The organism is Streptomyces sp. HB132 (assembly GCF_016909575.1).
In the GTDB taxonomy this organism is placed as follows: domain Bacteria; phylum Actinomycetota; class Actinomycetes; order Streptomycetales; family Streptomycetaceae; genus Streptomyces.
The window spans coordinates 36,249-55,203 of the sequence record NZ_JAFBGA010000012.1 but is presented as its reverse complement, the minus strand read 5'-3'; the positions used below and the strand labels follow the sequence as shown (position 1 = coordinate 55,203).

General features: G+C 70.3%; 19 protein-coding genes and 1 tRNA gene. 12 read left to right on the top strand and 8 right to left on the bottom strand.

Annotation, left to right across the window (positions count from 1 at the left end):
* Nucleotides 1-21 precede the first annotated feature (21 nt).
* A complete protein-coding gene (locus JOC24_RS24115; protein ID WP_205022477.1) occupies nt 22-246 on the top strand; it encodes a hypothetical protein in 225 nt (74 codons plus the stop codon).
* Between the two features lie 29 nt (nt 247-275).
* Here JOC24_RS24115 and JOC24_RS24110 read toward each other — a convergent pair whose 3' ends face one another.
* The 6 genes from JOC24_RS24110 to JOC24_RS24085 form a co-directional block, all read right to left on the bottom strand.
* The gene (locus JOC24_RS24110; RefSeq protein WP_205022476.1) at nt 276-737 is read right to left on the bottom strand and encodes a large conductance mechanosensitive channel protein MscL; all 462 of its coding nucleotides are present in this window, start codon (nt 735-737) and stop codon (nt 276-278) included.
* A 119-nt stretch (nt 738-856) separates the two neighbouring features.
* The gene (locus JOC24_RS24105) at nt 857-1,417 is read right to left on the bottom strand and encodes an RcpC/CpaB family pilus assembly protein (protein WP_205022475.1); all 561 of its coding nucleotides are present in this window, start codon (nt 1,415-1,417) and stop codon (nt 857-859) included.
* 318 nt (nt 1,418-1,735) lie between these two features.
* Nucleotides 1,736-2,584 carry an S-methyl-5'-thioadenosine phosphorylase gene (locus JOC24_RS24100; RefSeq protein ID WP_205022474.1) on the bottom strand — a complete coding sequence of 283 codons (849 nt, stop codon included), beginning with the start codon at nt 2,582-2,584 and terminating at the stop codon, nt 1,736-1,738.
* A gap of 87 nt (nt 2,585-2,671) precedes the next feature.
* Complete coding sequence (locus JOC24_RS24095; RefSeq protein ID WP_205022473.1) at nt 2,672-3,019, bottom strand: FmdB family zinc ribbon protein; 348 nt, start codon at nt 3,017-3,019, stop codon at nt 2,672-2,674.
* A gap of 66 nt (nt 3,020-3,085) precedes the next feature.
* Entirely contained in the window at nt 3,086-4,366 is a 1,281-nt protein-coding gene (locus JOC24_RS24090) for an MFS transporter (RefSeq protein WP_205022601.1), read from the bottom strand.
* A gap of 306 nt (nt 4,367-4,672) precedes the next feature.
* Nucleotides 4,673-6,226 (bottom strand): potassium/proton antiporter, encoded by a 1,554-nt coding sequence (locus JOC24_RS24085; RefSeq protein WP_307792752.1) that lies wholly within the window; start codon nt 6,224-6,226, stop codon nt 4,673-4,675.
* Between the two features lie 277 nt (nt 6,227-6,503).
* On the opposite strand from JOC24_RS24085, the gene JOC24_RS24080 reads away from it, so the two are divergent.
* Complete coding sequence (locus JOC24_RS24080) at nt 6,504-9,248, top strand: penicillin acylase family protein (protein WP_205022472.1); 2,745 nt, start codon at nt 6,504-6,506, stop codon at nt 9,246-9,248.
* On the opposite strand, the gene JOC24_RS24075 is transcribed toward JOC24_RS24080, so the two are convergent.
* Nucleotides 9,235-9,837, bottom strand: a complete 603-nt coding sequence (locus JOC24_RS24075; protein ID WP_205022471.1) for a 5-formyltetrahydrofolate cyclo-ligase — start codon at nt 9,835-9,837, stop codon at nt 9,235-9,237. The genes JOC24_RS24080 and JOC24_RS24075 overlap by 14 nt on opposite strands.
* Nucleotides 9,838-9,943: 106 nt before the next feature.
* Between JOC24_RS24075 and galU the strand changes: the two genes are divergently transcribed.
* From galU to JOC24_RS24030, 9 genes are all read left to right on the top strand, one after another.
* On the top strand, nt 9,944-10,846 hold the full coding sequence (gene galU / locus JOC24_RS24070) for a UTP--glucose-1-phosphate uridylyltransferase GalU (protein WP_205022470.1): 903 nt from the start codon (nt 9,944-9,946) through the stop codon (nt 10,844-10,846).
* A 4-nt stretch (nt 10,847-10,850) separates the two neighbouring features.
* A complete protein-coding gene (gene glp / locus JOC24_RS24065) occupies nt 10,851-12,179 on the top strand; it encodes a molybdotransferase-like divisome protein Glp (protein WP_205022469.1) in 1,329 nt (442 codons plus the stop codon).
* Between the two features lie 129 nt (nt 12,180-12,308).
* Nucleotides 12,309-12,809 (top strand): cyclic pyranopterin monophosphate synthase MoaC, encoded by a 501-nt coding sequence (gene moaC / locus JOC24_RS24060; RefSeq protein WP_205022468.1) that lies wholly within the window; start codon nt 12,309-12,311, stop codon nt 12,807-12,809.
* Nucleotides 12,806-13,330, top strand: coding sequence for a MogA/MoaB family molybdenum cofactor biosynthesis protein (locus JOC24_RS24055; RefSeq protein WP_205022467.1), 525 nt, complete (start codon nt 12,806-12,808; stop codon nt 13,328-13,330). The genes moaC and JOC24_RS24055 overlap by 4 nt, the downstream gene beginning before the upstream one ends.
* Before the next feature lie 17 nt (nt 13,331-13,347).
* Nucleotides 13,348-13,968 (top strand): GNAT family N-acetyltransferase, encoded by a 621-nt coding sequence (locus JOC24_RS24050; RefSeq protein ID WP_205022466.1) that lies wholly within the window; start codon nt 13,348-13,350, stop codon nt 13,966-13,968.
* Between the two features lie 124 nt (nt 13,969-14,092).
* Nucleotides 14,093-15,238 carry a divisome protein SepX/GlpR gene (gene glpR / locus JOC24_RS24045; RefSeq protein WP_205022465.1) on the top strand — a complete coding sequence of 382 codons (1,146 nt, stop codon included), beginning with the start codon at nt 14,093-14,095 and terminating at the stop codon, nt 15,236-15,238.
* A gap of 86 nt (nt 15,239-15,324) precedes the next feature.
* Nucleotides 15,325-15,398, top strand: a tRNA-Ala gene (locus JOC24_RS24040).
* A gap of 249 nt (nt 15,399-15,647) precedes the next feature.
* On the top strand, nt 15,648-16,508 hold the full coding sequence (locus tag JOC24_RS24035; RefSeq protein WP_205022464.1) for a hypothetical protein: 861 nt from the start codon (nt 15,648-15,650) through the stop codon (nt 16,506-16,508).
* A 127-nt stretch (nt 16,509-16,635) separates the two neighbouring features.
* Nucleotides 16,636-17,421, top strand: a complete 786-nt coding sequence (locus JOC24_RS24030; RefSeq protein ID WP_205022463.1) for an SAM-dependent methyltransferase — start codon at nt 16,636-16,638, stop codon at nt 17,419-17,421.
* Here JOC24_RS24030 and JOC24_RS24025 read toward each other — a convergent pair.
* Nucleotides 17,418-17,906, bottom strand: coding sequence for a GNAT family N-acetyltransferase (locus tag JOC24_RS24025; RefSeq protein WP_205022462.1), 489 nt, complete (start codon nt 17,904-17,906; stop codon nt 17,418-17,420). The two genes, JOC24_RS24030 and JOC24_RS24025, sit on opposite strands and share 4 nt — an antisense overlap.
* Nucleotides 17,907-17,955: 49 nt before the next feature.
* Here JOC24_RS24025 and JOC24_RS24020 point away from each other — a divergent pair, with 49 nt between their 5' ends.
* The gene (locus tag JOC24_RS24020) at nt 17,956-18,774 is read left to right on the top strand and encodes an exodeoxyribonuclease III (RefSeq protein WP_205022461.1); all 819 of its coding nucleotides are present in this window, start codon (nt 17,956-17,958) and stop codon (nt 18,772-18,774) included.
* Nucleotides 18,775-18,955 lie beyond the last annotated feature (181 nt).

Genomic DNA, 18,955 nt, shown 5'->3' with positions numbered 1-18,955 from the left:
GCCCCGCCGTACCCTTGAGGTATGAGTACCGCCCCCGCCCCCGGACCGCGAGAGTCGAAACCGCAGCCGCAGCAGCGGCCGACGCAGGAACCCAGGCCCGAGCCATCGGCTCTGGTCTTCGACGATCCGCTGGACCGGCAGTCCTCGGACGACACGGACCAGGGGTGGGGTGAGCGGGCTCCTGCGGGCGGCGGCGCGGCCGACCTCGCACGTTTCCTCGACGAGAAGCCGCCTCACCACGTCTGACACCGGCGGCCGGCGACGCTTCCGGCTGACTACGCCCGGCCCTGCTGGGCGACCAGCGCGTCCCGGATCTCCTTCAGTACCTCCAGCTCGCTCACTTCCAGCGTCTCCCGCACGCCCTCCTTCGCAGCCTGGGCAGCCGCCCGCCTGGCGAGATACTTCGCCATCGGCAGCACCATCAGGAAGTAGACGACGGCGGCGGTGATCAGGAAACTGAGGGCGGCACTGAGCACCGATCCCCACAGGATCTCGATTCCGTCCACCGTGCCGGTGTCCGGGTCCACGGTGCAGGGGCCCCGGAGGCAGGAGGTGTACTTCTCCAGATCCTGGGTGCCGAAGGCGCCGACCACCGGATTGATGATTCCCTTCACCACCGCGTTCACCACGTTCGTGAACGCCGCGCCGATGACGACGGCGACCGCGAGGTCGATCACGTTGCCTCGCGTCAGGAAGGTTTTGAATCCGTCCAGCAGTCTGACTTTCTTCTCGCTCACAGGTGAGCCTTCCTCTGTACATGCCGTGGGGGGAGTGAACTGCCCAGCCACATAAGGCCGCAGAGGAGCACGCTGTCCAATCGTGTAATCCGGACGAGCTAGTCGACGCCGAATCCGTTCTATTCGGCATGTGCCACCGCCACCGCGAGCCGCCCCGAGGCGCCGGCACCCGCAAGGTCCGCCGCGGTGTCCCTCTCCACGGACAGGACCACCAGGGCGCCGCCCTCCGGGCCCGCCACGCCCCCTCCTTCCGGGAACGCCGTGTCCCCGCCGACCGAACCGCGCGGGACCTCCGCGACACGGACATCGCGTGCCACCACCCTGGCCTCGTTGTCTCCGTCGATCGCGGCGATCACATCGACTCGATCACCCGGCCGCAGGAGCCCGACCGTCGCCGCGTCGGCGATCCGCACCGGAGCGGACACCAGCTGCCCGGCCGGCCGTTCGTTGCCCGGTGGCGCGTCTCCGGGGAGTGTTGCCGCCCCTCTCGCAGCGCCCAGCCCGGACGCGGCGAGCACGGCGGAAGCCAGCGCGAACCCCGCGGCCAGCGCCCGCCGCCGGCCACGCAGCGCCCGCCGGAGTCGCCGCCCGCCGCCACCTCGCACCCGCAGGGGCCCGAAGGCCGGGACCCCGCACGGTGCGGGTGGCGCGGGACGTGTATCGGGCACCGAGGGGAACATGGCCAACACCACCTGTCGTGAGGGAAATCCGCCGGGGACATCCACGGGAAACGCGCTGACGCAGCACGAGGACCGCGCGCAGGACCACGAGGAACGCGCTGACGCAGCACGAGGACCGCGCGTAGGACCACGAGGAACGCGCGAGCCAGAGGGACGCGAGGGAAATGCCGGAGGGAACCGTGAGAAACGCTTGAGGGGAGTCCGGCGGGAATCCCCGCCGAACTCCCCTCACGATCCACCCTCCGCCGAAATCCCGCTCGGCCCTGTGGACAGCGCACGCGATGTGGACAACCCGGTCACCCGCAGGAGCCCGCTGCCCTACGGCAGTTCGATCCCCGGGTCGATCCCGTCCAGTGCGTGCGCGCAGACGCAGTCACGGTCCTCGCCCTTCGGCAGAGCGGCCACCGCGTCGAAGAGCACCGACCGCAGCCGGTCCACATTCGCCGCGAACACCTCCAGCACCTCCGCGTGGCTCACGCCCTCGCCGGCCTCCGCCCCCGCGTCGAGGTCCGTCACCAGCGTCAGCGTCGTGTAGCAGAGGTTCAGTTCACGGGCGAGTACGGCCTCCGGGTGCCCGGTCATCCCGACCACCGACCAGCCCATCGCCGCGTGCCAGCGCGACTCCGCACGGGTCGAGAAACGAGGGCCCTCGACCACGACCAGGGTTCCGCCGTCCACCGGTTCCCAGTCGCGTCCGCGCGCCGCCGCCAGGGCGGCCTTGCGTCCCTCGGGGCAGTACGGGTCGGCGAAGGCGAGGTGCACGACGTTCGGCTCGGTCCCGTCGGTGAGGGGCTCTCCGTCGTAGAAGGTCTGCGTGCGGGCCTTGGTGCGGTCGACCATCTGGTCCGGTACGAGCAGGGTGCCCGGCCCGTACTCCGGACGCAGTCCACCGACCGCGCACGGGCCGAGCACCTGGCGTACGCCGACAGAACGCAGGGCCCAGAGGTTGGCGCGGTAGTTGATCCTGTGCGGCGGGAGGTGGTGGCCACGTCCATGGCGCGGGAGGAAGGCCACCCGGCGCCCGGCGATCTCACCCAGGAAGAGGGAGTCGCTCGGAGCTCCGTACGGGGTGTCCACCTGGATCTTGGTCACGTCCTCCAGGAAGGAGTAGAAGCCCGATCCGCCGATGACACCGATTTCCGCTGTACCCGATTCTGCGTTCACCATGCGGTCACACTAACCGGGCGCGCACGACAGGGACCCCGCCGAGTGGATCAGCGGGGTCCCTGTCGAACGTGTGGTGTGCGCCCGGCCTCAGGCCGCCGACGTACCGCTCGACGACGTGGAGGAAGCCGAGGACGAGGCCGAGGACGAAGCGGCCGGCTTCGCGTCGGTCTTCGTGTCCGCCTTCGCCGGTGACGACCCGGTGGACGAGTCCGACGCCTTGCCGGACGACGACGTGGCCGGCGTGCTGCTCGACGAGGAGCCGCGGCTGTCGTTCCGGTAAAAACCGGATCCCTTGAAGACGATGCCGACGGCCGAGAACACCTTCTTGAGGCGTCCCTCGCAGTTCGGGCACACGGTCAGGGCATCATCGGTGAACTTCTGCACCGCTTCGAGGCCCTCGCCGCATTCGGTGCACTGGTACTGATAGGTCGGCACTTGCTCCTCCTGGCACTCTCACTCAATGAGTGCTAACGACGCTCCATACTGACCTATTCCGAGCGTTCAGTCCACCGTGACCGGCTCTCGGTGACCGATCCCACGTGCCACGGTCCTTCCCGCGGCCCGTGGTGTCAGCCGGGACCGCAGGGTCAGGAGGGTCGCCAGCGCCAGTGCCGTACCGGCCAGCGGGACCAGGAAACCGGTGCTCGCGCCACGGGCGTCCGCGAGCTGTCCGGCCACTGTGACGGCCGCCGCCTGCCCCAGTGCCACGGCCCCTGTCAGCCAGGTGAAAGCCTCGGTCCTGGCGGACGGGGGCACCAGGGTGTCGACCAGGGTGTAGCCGCTGATCAGTACGGGGGCGATGCACAGGCCCACCAGGAGTCCGAGTCCTGCCAGCAGCGGTACGGAGTGCACGGCCCAGAGTCCGGACGCGGTCAGTGTCAGGGCCACGTAGCCGACGAGCAGCCGGCGGCGCGGGCCGCTCTTCCAGGCGATGGCGCCGCAGGCGATACCGGCGAGCATGTTGCCGGCCGCGAAGACCCCGTAGAGCAGCCCGTTCACGCCGGGCCGGCCGATCTCCTCGGCGAACGCCGTCAAGGAGACCTGCATACCGCCGAAGACGGCGCCGATGCCCAGGAAGGTCACCGCGAGGACCCGCACCCCGGACACGGAGAGTGCCGAGCGGTGCGGCTCCTCCGCCGTGGCGGCCCCGCGTGGGGCGGGCTGGGTGGAGCGCTGGGCGGCGAACAGGACTCCGCCCAGCAGCGTCAGCGCCGCCTCGGCGACCAGACCGGCCGCCGGGTGCACCCCGGTGCAGAGCGCCGTCGCGAGTACGGGGCCGATCACGAAGGTGAACTCGTCCGTCACGGACTCGAAGGCGGCAGCCGTGTCCATCAGCGGGGAGGCCGGGCGCCCCGGGGCGGCGCCGAGCCGTGCGGCCCAGCGGGCTCGCACCATCGGCCCGATCTGCGGAATGGAGGCCCCCGTCGGTACCGCCGCGAGGAACAGCGCCCACAGGGGCGCGTCCGCCAGGGCGAGCGCCGTGAGGGCGCCGACGGAAGCCGTGTGCACCAGGACGCCGGGCAGCAGCACGGCGCGCTGGCCGAACAGGTCGGCGAGCCTGCCGCTCTGCGGTGCGAACAGCGCCATGGAGACGCCGGAGACGGCGGCCACGGCACCCGCACTGCCGTACGAGCCGGTGGTGTGCTGCACCAGGAGCACGATGCCGATGGTCAGCATCGCGAAGGGCTGACGGGCCGCGAAGCCCGGGAGGAGGAAGGTCCACGCACCCGGGGTGCGCAGCAACTGCCCGTAACCGGGGCGGTCGGAGACCGTGGACGCCACGGCCATGCCTTTCTGCCGCCTGGTGGCCGTGCCCCCGGAGCGGCCCGCACCGGGGTGCGGGGAGCGTGCGGGAGCTGCCGAGAGCTGTCCTCTTCGCGCGGAACTGCGGTAGATGCCGGGCGCTCGCTCCAGAGGCGAAGGCGCCACGACCGCCATACGGTCGCGCCAGCTCTGCGTCAGGCAGAGTTGGTCGATCAGGTTCGAATCATATGGATCATGAGATCCGGTCCTTCATCCTACAGGCCCCCGCCCCCGCACACCTGCGACTGCGCACGGCACCTGTGCTCTCCGCGCCGCCGCCGCAGGTCAGTGATGTGCGCGCGGGCCGCCCGCCCTGTCCTGCGTACGGTCGCCGCCGCCCCGGCCGAGCCTTCTGGCCAGCTTCGCCAGGTGCGGCACGTCGGCCGAGCCGCTGTCCTGCCTGCCCGCACCACCGGTGCCCAGCCAGCCGGCCAGCTTGCCGCCCTCGCCGACCGCGCGCAGCCGTGCCTCCGTGGCGTCGCGTACCGGATCGGTGGCGACGACCAGCAGTTCGTCCCCGCGGCGCAGCACGGTCGAGGGCGCGGGGACGAAACTCTTCCCGTCCCGCACGACAAGGGTGACCGCCGCACCGGCGGGCAGTCGGAGTTCGGCCACCTCCACGCCGTGCATCTTGGACCTGCCGGGCACCTCGACGGACAGCAGATGGCCGCGCAGTCGCTCCAGGGGTGCCGACTCGATGCCGAGGTCCGCGGTCTCGGACGGGTCGTCGGAGATCTTCAGGGCCTTCGCGAGCCAGGGCAGTGTCGGACCCTGGATCAGCGTGTAGACGATGACGAGCACGAAGACGATGTTGAAGACGCGGGTGCTGCCCTCGATCCCGGACACCATCGGAATGGTCGCCAGGATGATGGGGACGGCGCCGCGCAGCCCGGCCCAGGACATCAGGGCCTTCTCCCGTTTGGGAAGGCGGAACGGCGCGAGGCTGATGAAGACCGACAACGGCCGGGCCACGGCGGTGAGGACCAGTCCCACGACCACGGCGGGCCAGAAGTCGTCGACGAGGTCGTGCGGGGTGACCAGCAGCCCGAGCAGCACGAACATGCCGATCTGCGCCAGCCAGCCGAGCCCGTCGGCGAAGCCCCGGGTGGCGGGCCAGTGCGGCAGCTTGGAGTTGCCGAGGACCATCGCGGCCAGGTAGACGGCCAGGAATCCACTGCCGTGGGCCATGGCGCCGGCGGCGTAGGCGGAGACCGCGATGGCCATCACGGCGATCGGGTAGAGCCCGGAAGCGGGCAGTGCCACATGGCGGATCCCGAAGGCGCCGAGCCAGCCCACCGCGAGGCCGATCGCCGCACCGATGGCCAGTTCCAGGGCTATCTCGCCGACGAGCACGTACCAGTGCTCCACCGGGCCGACGGCGGAGAACGCCACCACCAGGATGACCACGGGGGCGTCGTTGAAGCCGGACTCGGCCTCCAGGACGCCGGTGATCCGGGAGGGGAGGGGGACTTTGCGCAGGACGGAGAAGACGGCCGCGGCGTCGGTGGAGGAGACGACGGCGCCGATGATCAGGGCCTGCCGCCAGTCGAGGCCGACGAGGTAGTGCGCCGCGCTCGCGGTGACGCCCACGCTGATGCCCACACCGACGGTCGACAGGACGGCCGCCGCCGGCAGGGCGGGTTTCACTTCTTTCCACTTCGTGCCCAGACCGCCCTCGGCCAGGATGACGACCAGTGCGGCGTAGCCGATCACCTGGGTCAGCTCGGCGTTGTCGAACTTGACGTCGAAGATGCCGTCCTGACCCATGGCGATCCCGATGCCGAGGTACAGGAGCAGGCTGGGGAGCCCGCTGCGGGACGAAATGCGTACGGCCGCCACGGCGACCAGCAGGACGAGTGAGCAGACGAGCAGAAGTTCGTTGAGCGCGTGGACAGTCAGGGTCCGTTCCTTCCCTGCGTGCGCCTTCCGGATCGTGCTCCGGCGGCCGGTACTTCGTTACCTTACCTAATCTTTAACGTTTTCTTGACGCCTTCGAGTGTTCGTGCGAACCGGTGCGCAAATGGATGCATCCCCATACCGCGTCCGAGTGGCTTCGGCGGGGCGCCTATGGTTGCTCCAGCACGCCCAGGACCACCCTGCCCCTCGAAGGACAGCGATGCCCGCCAACACAACCGCCCCTTCCGGGTCTTCCGATGCGAAGAAGACCGGCAGGAAGAAGGGGCGACGCGCCCGCCTGTTCGTGATCGTCCTGGTGCTGGCGCTTGTCGCGGGTGTCGGATACGGCGCGTACTGGTCCGTCTCCACGGTCCGGGCCTCGCACCCGCAGACCACCGGCTCCATAGACCTCAAGGGCCTTTCGGGCGACGTCGACGTCGAACGTGACGACTACGGGATCCCGCAGATCTACGCCGACACCGACAGCGACCTCTTCCGCGCCCAGGGGTACGTCCAGGCCCAGGACCGCTTCTGGGAGATGGACGTACGCCGTCACATGACGTCCGGACGCCTCTCCGAGATGTTCGGAGCCGGCCAGGTCGAGACCGACTCGTTCCTGCGCACGCTGGGCTGGCGCAAGGTCGCCCAGGAGGAGTACGACACCGTCCTGGACGAGGACACCAAGAAGAACCTCCAGGCGTACGCGGAGGGGGTGAACGCGTATCTGGACGGCAAGGACGGCAAGGACCTCTCCGTCGAGTACGCGGCGCTCGGCCTGACCAACGACTACAAGCCCACCGAGTGGACCCCGGTCGACTCGGTCGCCTGGCTGAAGGCGATGGCCTGGGACCTGCGCGGGAACATGCAGGACGAGATCGACCGCTCGCTGATGACCAGCAGGCTCAGCAAGAAGCAGATCGCGGAGCTCTACCCGGACTACCCGTACGGGAAGAACAAGCCGATCGTCGAGCAGGGCGGGATCTCCCCGGTCACCGGGAAGTTCGACCCCGCCGCCGAGCCGTCGGACGGCATCGGGTCCCAGACCGCCGAGGGTGCGACCGAGGGCCTGAACACCCAGCTCTCCGCGCTCTCCGACACCCTGGACGAGATCCCGGCGCTGCTCGGCCCCAACGGCAACGGCATCGGATCCAACTCCTGGGTCGTCTCCGGCGCGTACACGACGACCGGGAAACCGCTGCTCGCCAACGACCCGCACCTGGCGCCGCAGCTGCCCTCGCTCTGGTACCAGATGGGGCTGCACTGCCGTCAGCTCTCGGAGTCGTGCCGGTACGACACGGCCGGCTACACGTTCTCCGGTATGCCCGGTGTGATCATCGGCCACAACCAGGACGTCGCCTGGGGCTTCACGAATCTCGGAGCCGACGTCACCGACCTCTTCCTGGAGAAGGTCTCCGCCGACGGCTACCAGTTCGAGGGCAGGACCGAACCCTTCGTCACCCGCGAGGAGACCATCAAGGTCGCGGGCGGCCGGAGCCGGAAGATCACCGTCCGCGAGACCAACAACGGTCCGCTGGTCTCCGACCGCAGCGGTGAGCTCGCGAAGGTCGGCAAGAAGGCACCGGTCACCACCAACGCGCCCGACCGCGGCGACGGCTACGCGGTCTCCCTGAAGTGGACGGCGCTGGACCCCGGCAAGTCCATGGACGCGGTGTTCGAGCTCAACCGCGCGAAGGACTTCACGAGCTTCCGCAAGGCGGCCTCGCACTTCGAGGTGCCGTCGCAGAACCTCATCTACGCGGACACCAAGGGCAACATCGGCTACCAGGCACCCGGCAAGATCCCGGTCCGCCTCAAGGGCGACGGCACGACGCCGAGTCCGGGCTGGTCCGCCGAGTACGGCTGGGAGAAGGACCCCATCCCGTTCGACGAACTGCCGTACGAGTACAACCCGGACCGCGGTTACATCGTCACCGCCAACCAGGCCGTCATCGGTGACGACTACGAGCACATGCTCACCCAGGACTGGGGTTACGGCACCCGCAGCCAGCGGATCAACGACCTGATCCAGAAGAAGATCGACGGCGGCGAGAAGATCTCGACCGACGACATGCAGACGATGCAGATGGACAACCAGAGCGCGATCGCCGCGAAGCTGGTGCCGGAGCTCAAGAAGGTCGGCATCTCCGACGAGTCCGTGCGTGAGGCGCAGAAGCTGCTGGAGGGCTGGGACTACACCCAGGAGTCCGACTCGGCCGCCGCCGCCTACTTCAACGGCGTCTGGCGCAACATCCTCATACTGGCCTTCGGCGACAAGCTCCCCAAGGAGATGCGGGCCAAGGGCGACTGCATCTACGTGGAGCCCGTCACCGGCACCGGGCCGGTCGACGAGCAGGACAAGCTCGTACGCGAATGCGGCCGACGTGCCCCGGAAGCGGCGCAACCGGACGGCGGCGACCGCTGGTACGAGGTCGTCGAGAGCATTCTGGACGACCAGGACAACGAGTGGTGGAAGGTCCCCGCCAAGGGGCGCGAAGCCGCCATCGACAGCCGCGACGAACTCTTCGCCCGCGCCATGAAGGACGCGCGCTGGGAGCTGACGGCCAAGCTCGGCAAGGACATGAGCACCTGGAACTGGGGCCGGCTGCACCAGCTGACCCTGCGCAACCAGACGCTCGGCACCGAAGGCCCCGGCCTGCTGCAGCGGGCCCTCAACCGCGGTCCGTGGGACCTCGGCGGCGGCGAGGCGGCGGTCAACGCCACCGGCTGGAACGCGGCGGGCGGCTACGAGGTCATCTGGGTCCCGTCGATGCGGATGGTCGTCAACGTGGGCGACTGGGACAAGTCCCGCTGGATCAACCTCACCGGCTCCTCCGGGCACGCGTTCAGCGCGCACTACACCGATCAGACCGACAAGTGGGTCGAGGGCGAACTGCTCGACTGGTCCTTCGGGCCGGACGCGGTGAAGGAGTCCACGGTCGACTCCCTGACGCTCAGGAAACCCTAGGCGTCGTCCCTGGGCGGAAGCGCCGCGCTCCGGCGGGCGTGACCACGGCATCCACGGGGTGGTCGTGCGGTTCCTCGGGAACCCGCGCGACCACCTCGTCGTCGTACAGCAGGACCACCAGGGCGGGGTGCGCCCCTGCGGAGGCGAGACGGGCCAGCACCCGGTCGTAGCTGCCACCACCACGCCCCAGCCGCATCCCGCGCTCGTCCACGGCCAGCCCCGGCAGCAGGACCACGTCGGCGTCCAGCACCGCCCGCGGCCCGAGGCGCACGCCGTGGGGCTCCAGCAGACCGCGTCCCGCGGGTACGAGATGCTCTGCCCCCTCGAACACGGCCCAGTCCAGGTCGTTGTCCGCCATGAGCACCGGCAGCAGCACCCGTACGCCCCGTGCGCGCAGGGTGTCCAGGAGGGCATGGGTCCCCGGTTCGCGGCCCACGGACACGTAGGCCGCCACGGTCCGGGCGCCGGCCAGCTCGGGAACGGCCGAGGCGGCCGAGGCGAGAACCGCGGCGGTCTTCCTGACGTCCTCCGGGGTGAGAAGTCGTCGTGCGGCGAGAAGCGCGCCGCGCAGTATCGCTTTTTCGGACATGTCATGGTTCAACGGGTGCTCACATAGTTCGTTTATGTGGATGTATGAGAAGGAAGTTAACCGGACGCTCATCTTCCGCCCATTCGCACCGGTTAGAGTGCTGCGCATGACTCAGTCGCACCCCAGGATCAGCAAAGCTGTCATCCCAGCTGCAGGTCTCGGCACCCGATTCCTGCCGGCCACCAAGGCCACTCCCAAAGAGATGCTGCCTGTCGTCGACAAGCCCGCCATCCAGTATGTCGTCGAGGAAGCCGTCGGAGCCGGCCTCTCCGACGTACTGATGATCACCGGCCGGAACAAGCGTCCCCTCGAGGACCACTTCGACCGGAACTACGAGCTCGAGTCCGCGCTGACTCGCAAGGGGGACGCCGAACGGCTCCTGCGGGTGCAGGAGTCCAGCGACCTGGCCACCATGCACTACGTACGCCAGGGCGACCCGCGCGGCCTCGGCCACGCCGTCCTCTGCGCCGCGCCGCACGTCGGCGACCAGCCGTTCGCCGTCCTTCTCGGCGACGACCTCATCGACCCGCGCGACCCCCTCCTCGCCCGGATGGTCGAGATCCAGGAGCGCGAGGGCGGCAGCGTCGTCGCGCTGATGGAGGTCGATCCCGCGCAGATCCACATGTACGGATGCGCGGCCACCGAGCCCACCGCCGACGGCGACGTCGTGCGGGTCACGGGTCTGGTGGAGAAGCCCGACAGGGCCGATGCCCCCAGCAACCTCGCCGTGATCGGCCGCTATGTGCTGGACCCCGCGATCTTCGGCATACTGCGCCACACCGAGCCGGGCCGCGGCGGCGAGATCCAGCTCACCGACGCGCTCCAACTGCTTGCCGAGGACGAGAAGATCGGCGGCCCCGTGCACGGGGTCGTCTTCAAGGGACGCCGCTACGACACCGGTGACCGGGGCGACTATCTGCGTGCCATTGTCAGACTCGCGTGCGAACGTGAGGACCTGGGCCCGGACTTCCGGACCTGGCTGCGCAGTTACGTCACCGAGGAGTTGTAGCAGCTTGAGCAGCACGATCTGGTCGGTGGACGAGCACCTTGACGACATCCTCGCCGCGGTGAAGCCGCTCGAGCCCATCGAGCTGCAACTGCCCGACGCCCAGGGCTGTGTCCTGGTCGAGGACGTCGTGGTGGAGGTCGCGCTGCCGCCCTTCGACAACAGCTCGATGGACGGATACGCCGTCCGGATCTCCGATGTCGAGGGCGCGAGCGAGGAGTTCCCCGCCGTGCTCACCGTCATCGGCGACGTCGCGGCGGGCGACACGGGCCTGGCCGACGGCCGGTCCGTCGGACCGGGCGAGGCCGCCCGCATCATGACCGGTGCTCCGCTGCCCGCCGGTGCCGAGGCCGTCGTCCCGGTCGAGTGGACCGACGGCGGCACGGGTGGTGGCCCGGCCGACACCATGCGCGCCCACAGCGACGCCCCGGAGGGCGCGAGCGGCGAGGTCCGCGTCCACCGCTCCGTGAAGGCGGGTGCCCATGTCCGGGCCGAGGGGAGCGACGTACGGCCCGGCGACCTGGCCCTGCGCGCGGGTTCCGTCGTCGGTCCGCCGCAGATCGGGCTGCTCGCCGCGATCGGCCGCTCGACGGTGAAGGTGCGGCCCCGCCCGCGCGTCGTGGTGCTCTCCACCGGCAGCGAGCTCGCGCAGCCGGGCGAGGAGCTGACCGGCGGCCGGATCTACGACTCCAACAGCTTCGCGCTGACGGCCGCCGCCCGTGACGCGGGCGCCATCGCCTACCGCGTCCCCGCGGTCGCCGACGACGCGGAGACGCTGCGGGCCACGATCGAGGACCAGCTGATCCGCGCCGACGTCGTCGTCACCACGGGCGGCGTGAGTGTCGGCGCGTACGACGTGGTCAAGGAGGCCCTGTCCTCGGTCACGTCCGTGTCCTCCGCCGGTGAGGCGGACGAGCCCGGCGGCGGCGTCGACTTCCGCAAGCTCGCCATGCAGCCGGGCAAGCCGCAGGGCTTCGGTTCCATCGGCCCCGACCACACACCGCTGCTGGCACTGCCCGGCAACCCGGTCTCCTCGTACGTCTCCTTCGAGCTGTTCGTCCGGCCGGCGATCCTCACGCTGATGGGCCTCCAGGACGTCCACCGCCCGAAGGTGCGGGCCACCCTCAGCACCGACGTGCCGCTCACCTCGCCGTCCGGCAAACGCCAGTTCCTGCGCGGGACCTACGACGCGGAGGCGGGCACCGTGACTCCCGTCGGGGGCCCCGGATCGCATCTGATCGCCGCTCTCGCCCAGGCGGACGCGCTGATCGTGCTGCCCGAGGACGTCACCTCCGCCGAGCCCGGCACGGAGGCCGAGGTGATCCTCCTCCGCTGACTTCGGCGCGGTGGCGGTACGGTGTCTGGCGCTGTGCCTTACCGGGGGGAAGCCCCCCGGACCCCTCGGCCCGCGCCTCGGCGCGCGGGACGGGCGGGCAACCGGCGCCCTACCGCTAGGCGGAGTGAGTTGAGTACGCAGAACAGGCTGACGCACATCGACGAGACGGGTGCCGCCCGCATGGTCGACGTGTCGGAGAAGGACGTCACGGCACGTGTCGCCCGGGCCAGCGGCCGGGTCCTCGTGTCTCCGCGTGTCGTCGAACTCCTCAGGGGCGAGGGTGTCCCCAAGGGCGACGCGCTCGCAACCGCGCGCATCGCCGGGATCATGGGGGCCAAGCGCACCCCCGACCTGATCCCGCTGTGCCACCCGCTCGCCGTCTCCGGCGTGAAGGTCGACCTGAGCGTCGCCGACGACGCGGTGGAGATCCTGGCGACCGTGAAGACGACGGACCGTACGGGTGTCGAGATGGAGGCCCTGACCGCAGTGTCGGTCGCCGCGCTCACGGTGATCGACATGATCAAGGCGGTCGACAAGAGCGCGGTGATCACGGACGTCCGGGTCGAGGCGAAATCCGGCGGCAAGTCCGGCGACTACCGGCGCCCCGCACCGGAGGGGGCGGACGCGTGACCGCCCACGGCAGCTCCCCCACCACCGGCGTGTACCGGGCCCTCGTGGTGACCGCCTCGAACCGTGCTTCCGCGGGTGTCTACGCCGACAAGGGCGGCCCTCTCATCGCCGAGGCACTCACGGGTCTCGGATTCACCGTCGAGGGCCCGCAGATCGTGCCCGACGGTGATCCGGTGGAGGCGGCCCTCAGGGCCGGAGCCGCCGCGGGCTACGACGTGATCGTCACCACCGGCGGTACGGGCATCTCGCCCACCGACCGCACGCCCGAGGCGACCCGGCGCGTGCTGGACCGTGAGATCCCGGGGATCGCCGAGGCGATCCGCGCGGAGGGCCGCGACAAGGTTCCCACCGCCGCGCTCTCCCGCGGCCTCGCGGGCATCGCGGACCGTACCCTCGTCGTGAACCTGCCCGGCTCGACCGGCGGCGTGCGCGACGGACTCGCGGTCCTGAGCAGGCTCCTGGTGCACGCCGTCGACCAGTTGCGCGGCGGCGACCACCCCCGACCGGGGAGCTCGAGCTGAACGTCCGGACCTGGCCGGTGATCCTGACCGACGGCACCGTCACCCTCCGCCCGATAAAGCTGCGTGACCAGAGCATCTGGCGCGAGGTCAACCGGCGTAACCGTGACTGGCTGCGCCCCTGGGAGGCGACCGTCCCGCCGCCCGCCCCGGGTGGCCCGGTGGCCCGGCGCCCCACCTACCGTCAGATGGTCCGCCACCTGCGGGCCGAGGCGAACGCCGGCCGGATGCTGCCCTTCGCCATCGAGTACGAGGGGCGCCTCGTCGGGCAGTTGACGGTGGCCGGCATCACCTGGGGCTCGATGTGCTCGGGCCACGTGGGCTACTGGGTCGACCGGGGCGTGGCCGGCCGGGGCGTGATGCCGACGGCGGTGGCACTCGCCGTCGACCACTGTTTCCGCAACGTCGGACTGCACCGGATCGAGGTGTGCATTCGGCCCGAGAACGCCCCCAGCCGAAGGGTCGTGGAGAAACTCGGATTCCGTGCGGAAGGACTGCGTCCACGTTATCTCCACATTGACGGTGCGTGGCGGGACCACCTGATCTTCGCCCTCACCGCGGAGGAAGTACCTGACGGGCTGCTGCGGCGTTGGCGCAGGGTGCGGCCGGGGACACCGCGTACGCCCGGCGAAATAAAATAAGTGTTCGAATTTGATCGGTCTCTGAGCGTAATCAGCCTCACTTTCGACGACCTCTGACCCGAACAATCGCAAAAAAAGTCCGTCATATCAGCCTGATCGTGCGACACACCGGGCCAATTGGCGGATGCCGCCGTGCAATCCCCTCTACGGTGTGAACGTGAGCAGCAGCGGCCTCATCTACGCAGTCATCGTCGGTGCTTGGGCCGCCTACTTGGTGCCGATGTGGCTCCGCAGGCAGGACGAGCTCAATGAAGCCCGTCCGACGGAACGCTTCAGCACCGCCATCCGGCTGCTGTCCGGACGGGCGGCCATGGAGCGCCGTTACGCCAAGGAGCTGCGGGAGCGGGATGCCGAGGAGGCGCCTGGCGACGTGGACCCGGATGTCGAGACGGACCGAATGGAGTCCGTCGACGTCCGGGCGTTTTCCGCGCCCCCGGCACATACCGAAGCGCGGTTGCGCGACCCGGCGCCCGCCCGGCCGGAGGGGGCGGAGCGCCCGCACGACCGGCCCTCCCGCACCGCGCCCGCCCGGCGCCCTTCCGGTGCGGAGTCCGAGCGGGAGCGCCGACGGCGGTCGCAGGTCCTGGCGCGCCGCCGTCGTACCACCACGGTCCTCTTCATGGCGTTCACGCTCGGCGCGGTCGTCGCGGCGGTGGGTGGACTCCGCTTCCTGTGGGCACCGGCCGTTCCGGCCCTGCTGCTGAGCACGTACATCGTGCATCTGCGTGGCCAGGAGCGCCGCCGGTTCGTCTTCACCATGGACCGGCGCCGGGCCGAGGTCGCCGCACAGCAGCTTCGCGAGAACCGCCCGCGCCGGCACCAGCCCCCGTCCTCGGCTCCCGCCGAGCCCGACGAGGAACCTGGAGGGGCGTCCGCGCCCGCCCCCACGGTCTCGCCGCAGGAGGCGGGCCGCCGCGCCCTCGTCGAGCAGACGGACCACGCCGAGTGGGTCGACCAGCAGCGGGAACGCGGACCGGCCCAGGGCGACAGCTGGGAGCCGGTGCCGGTCCCGCTGCCGACGTACGTCACCGCCCCCGTCGCCCCGCGCGCGTCGGGCGGGGTCGAGGTCGGCGACCCGGAGACCTGGAGCGCGGCCCGCTCCAGCCCGGCCGATCCCACCCGGACGGGCAGCCATGACGCCCCCGTGCCGGATGCCGACGTGCCCCCGCGCCGGAGGCCCGGCCAGCCCCGCCGCACTCGCGACCGGGGTCGGACGCCCCTCTTCGACCAGTACGACGACGAGGACAGGCCGCGCGCGGCCAACGAGTGAGCCGATGGTGAACCCGACTCGGTGACCTGCCGGGATACGGATTTCCGAGCACCCTGTTGAGGGTGCTAGAGTTTCACTCGTTGCAAGGGCCTGTGGCGCAGTCTGGTAGCGCACCTCGTTCGCATCGAGGGGGTCTGGGGTTCAAATCCCCACAGGTCCACCGCACACACGAGATCCCGGTCAGACGGTCACCGTCTGACCGGGATCTCGTCGTTTCGGCCCGTTGGGGCAAGTCGACCTGTCGGGCCGCTGGGCTGAGTGGCGGTCCGTGCCCCGAAACGCGCCCGCTCAGGGGCAGCGGCTCAGCGCCTCCGGAACCCCGGTACGGCGATCCGCATCAGAGGTCGCAAAGTGGCCGACCACTCAATTCGTCCGGCTGGTGTTGAGCCGTTGGGTAGGGTCGGCCGGTATGCCCGACGAACCCGCTGCCTCGCCCTTCCGTGTCCCCGTCGAGTTCGTCCGGTTCGCCGCGGCGGTGGAGCCGGCGGAGGTCGGGTGGGGGTACGTGTCCGGCCTGCTGGGCGCGGAGGACGCCGTGCGTCTCGCCTTCCTCCGGCGGTGCGACCTGCGGGAGCGAGCGGGCGACTTCGACGCGCTCGCCGGGGCGGAGCCGTCCTCGCCGGAACTGGGTGCGCTGTGTCACCGGCTCTCGGGAGGGGACGCGGATGCCGGGCGGGTCTGGACGTATCTGGCCCTGGGCTGGGCCTGTTCGCACTCAGGTGAGGAACGCGGCGGACTGCTCGGTGAGTTGGCGGCGAGGGGGGACGACGGGGCGGCGCGTTCGGCGCTCGACCCCGAGGGTGAGGGGCTGCGTCTGCTGGCCGCCGGGCGGGACGAGTTCCTCATCGGCCGTGCCGCGTCGGGGCAGGGCATGAACTGGCGGAGCATCTCGGCTCTGATGGGGACCGACCGGCCCGAGGAGGTCGACGCGGCGTTCGACCGGGCCGAAGAGCTCGTGGGGGTGGCGGTGATCGGCCTGGCGCTGAACCACCCTGACGCAGAGGCCGTTCTGCCCAGGGTGGCCCGGGCGCTGGAGTCGGAGGGCGACGAGCTTCGTCATCAGGGCCGTGTGGCGCTGGCCCATGTCGCCCGGCTGCACTCGACCGTCGACCGTCGTTGTCTGCGACTACTGCGGTCGCACCCCCGGGGCAGCGAGGCCGACGACGATCTGTGGGTCTACGTCCCGCACCGGCGTCTGCCGTGGTGGTTGTGGCGTCACCACCTGGGCGAGCGCATGGCATGGCTCCTCCGCGACAGGTGGCGTTCCTGACACGGCAGGAGCCGGCGCCCGCCGATTAGAGTGATCTCGACCACCCGCCCTTCCGGGGAACGCCGTTGAGGTGCGACCCGATCGGAAGCGGGGTTCTCCGTCCGCGATTCCTTTGGGGGAGCGTCCTGTGACAGCCGGTATACCCAACTCCCGTATCGACACCAGCAGGCCGCACCCGGCTCGGGTCTACGACTGGTTGCTCGGTGGGAAGGACAACTACCCGGTCGACCAGGAGGTCGCGGAGAAGCTGCCCGCCGAGGCGCGGGCGAACGCGGCGCGGAACCGGGCGTTCATGCACCGGGCCTCCGCCTGGCTGGCCGGGCAGGGTGTCGACCAGTTCCTCGACATCGGCACCGGCATCCCCACCGCGCCCAATCTCCATCAGGTGGTTCAGGCGGTCACCCCGCAGGCCAGGGTCGTCTACGCGGACAACGACCCCATCGTGCTGCGTCATGCCGAAGCCCTCCTGGTGAGCAGCCCGGAGGGTGCGACCGACTACATCCACGCCGATGTGCTGCAGCCGGAGATGATCCTCGAACGAGCCGCGGAGATGCTGGACTTCGGGAGGCCCGTCGCGCTGTCGCTCATCGCACTGATGCACTTCCTGCCCGACGAGAAGGATCCGTACGGCGTCACCCGCAGGCTGGTCGGGGCGCTCCCCTCGGGGAGCTATCTCGTGTTGTCGCACGGGACCGCCGATCAGCACCCGGAGCTGCGGCAGGAGACCGAGTCCGCGTACAGGAAGGGTGCGATATCGCTGCGCATGCGTACGCGTGAGGAGGTCGAGCCGTTCTTCGAGGGGCTGGAGCTCGTGGAGCCGGGACTGGTCACGGCGCCCGAGTGGTATCGGGAGGAGCCCGCGCCGGTGTACGAGCGGAGTGGGTTCTACGTCGGGGTGGCGCGGATCCCCTAGGAGGGCTGTCCCAGCGGCTTGGCCATGCAGATGCTGCTGTCGTACGTGCGGTAGTGGCCGAACTTCTCGCAGCGGGTGTAACCGCTCGAGGTGTACAGCGCGATCGCCTCGGGCTGCTGGTCGCCGGTCTCCAGCACCATGCGCGTACGGCCCGCCGCGCGGGCGTCGGCCTCCAGTGCGGCGAGGATGCGCCGCGCGAGGCCCCGGCCGCGGCCCTCGGCGATCACGAACATCCGCTTGATCTCGGCGTCGCCGTCCGAGTACCCCTCGTCGTTCCGCTCCTGGCTGCGCCAGCCGCCGGTGGCCAGGGGGCGGTCCTGCTCGTCGTAGGCGAGCAGGTACAGTCCGCGAGGCGGATCGAACATGGTGGCGTCGAGCGGTGTGATGTCACCGCCGTCGCCGTAGCGCTCGGCGTATTCGAGCTGCACCAGGTCGTTGAGTTTGAGCGCGTCCGGGTGATCGAAAGGCCGGGTCTGGATATTCATGCGACTGATGGTACAGGTATGCGATCCCGTATGTAGGTAGTGTGCCGGGATGCTGACTGTTACCACCGTGAACGTGAACGGGCTCCGCGCCGCCGCCAAAAAGGGTTTCGTCGAGTGGCTGGGGCGGACCGAGGCCGACGTCGTCTGCCTCCAGGAAGTCCGCGCCGAAGCGCAGCAGCTCCCCGAAGAGGTACGCGAGCCCGAGGGCTGGCACGTCGTCCTCGCCCCGGCCTCGGCCAAGGGGCGCGCGGGGGTCGCCGTCTATACGCGGCGCGAGCCGGAGCGGGTCCAGATCGGTTTCGGTGGGTTCGAGGTTCCGGGGAGTGAGGAATTCGACACCTCGGGCCGCTACGTCGAGATCGATCTTCCGGGCGTGACGGTCGCCAGTCTCTACCTGCCCTCCGGCGAGGTCGGCACGGAGAAGCAGGAGGAGAAGGAGCGTTTCATGGCGGCCTTCCTCCCCTACCTCCAGGGGCTGAAGGTGCGGGCGGCCGCCGGGGGGCGCGAGGTGGTCGTGTGTGGCGACTGGAACATCGCCCACCGTGAGGCCGACCTCAAGAACTGGAAGGCCAACAAGAAGAACTCCGGATTCCTCCCCGAGGAGCGGGAGTGGCTGACCCGGGTGTTCGTCGAGGCGGCGTACGTCGACGTGGTCCGCGCGCTGCACCCGGAGGAGGAGGGGCCGTACTCCTGGTGGTCCTACCGCGGCCGGGCGTTCGACAACGACGCGGGCTGGCGCATCGACTACCAGGTCGCGACCTCCGGCCTCGCCGGCCGCGCCGCCAAGGCCTGGGTGGAGCGCGCCGCCACGCACGGCGAGCGGTGGAGCGACCACGCGCCGGTGACAGTCACCTATGAGCGTCAGTGAGGCATCGAACGGGGCTCCCGCGTCAGTGACGGCATCTGCCGGGACCCGCCCGCCGGGGCGGCGGTGTCCGCCCCGGCGGTCCGGCGCCGGCCGCTCGTGCGTCCCGTTCGGTGAACGCGCTGGATCGTCGGGCGCACCCGCCTTGCGGTGACGCCGTGCGCGATCACGCGTCAGTACCTGA

Coding starts and splice junctions, on each gene's coding strand:
- JOC24_RS24115 (WP_205022477.1), top strand. CDS start 22: ATGAGTACCGCCCCCGCCCCCGGACCGCGAGAGTCGAAACCGCAGCCG.
- JOC24_RS24105 (WP_205022475.1), bottom strand. CDS start 1,417: ATGTTCCCCTCGGTGCCCGATACACGTCCCGCGCCACCCGCACCGTGC.
- JOC24_RS24100 (WP_205022474.1), bottom strand. CDS start 2,584: ATGGTGAACGCAGAATCGGGTACAGCGGAAATCGGTGTCATCGGCGGA.
- JOC24_RS24080 (WP_205022472.1), top strand. CDS start 6,504: ATGCCCGCCAACACAACCGCCCCTTCCGGGTCTTCCGATGCGAAGAAG.
- JOC24_RS24075 (WP_205022471.1), bottom strand. CDS start 9,837: ATGTCCGAAAAAGCGATACTGCGCGGCGCGCTTCTCGCCGCACGACGA.
- galU (WP_205022470.1), top strand. CDS start 9,944: ATGACTCAGTCGCACCCCAGGATCAGCAAAGCTGTCATCCCAGCTGCA.
- glpR (WP_205022465.1), top strand. CDS start 14,093: ATGCCGCCGTGCAATCCCCTCTACGGTGTGAACGTGAGCAGCAGCGGC.
- JOC24_RS24035 (WP_205022464.1), top strand. CDS start 15,648: ATGCCCGACGAACCCGCTGCCTCGCCCTTCCGTGTCCCCGTCGAGTTC.
- JOC24_RS24025 (WP_205022462.1), bottom strand. CDS start 17,906: ATGAATATCCAGACCCGGCCTTTCGATCACCCGGACGCGCTCAAACTC.
- JOC24_RS24020 (WP_205022461.1), top strand. CDS start 17,956: ATGCTGACTGTTACCACCGTGAACGTGAACGGGCTCCGCGCCGCCGCC.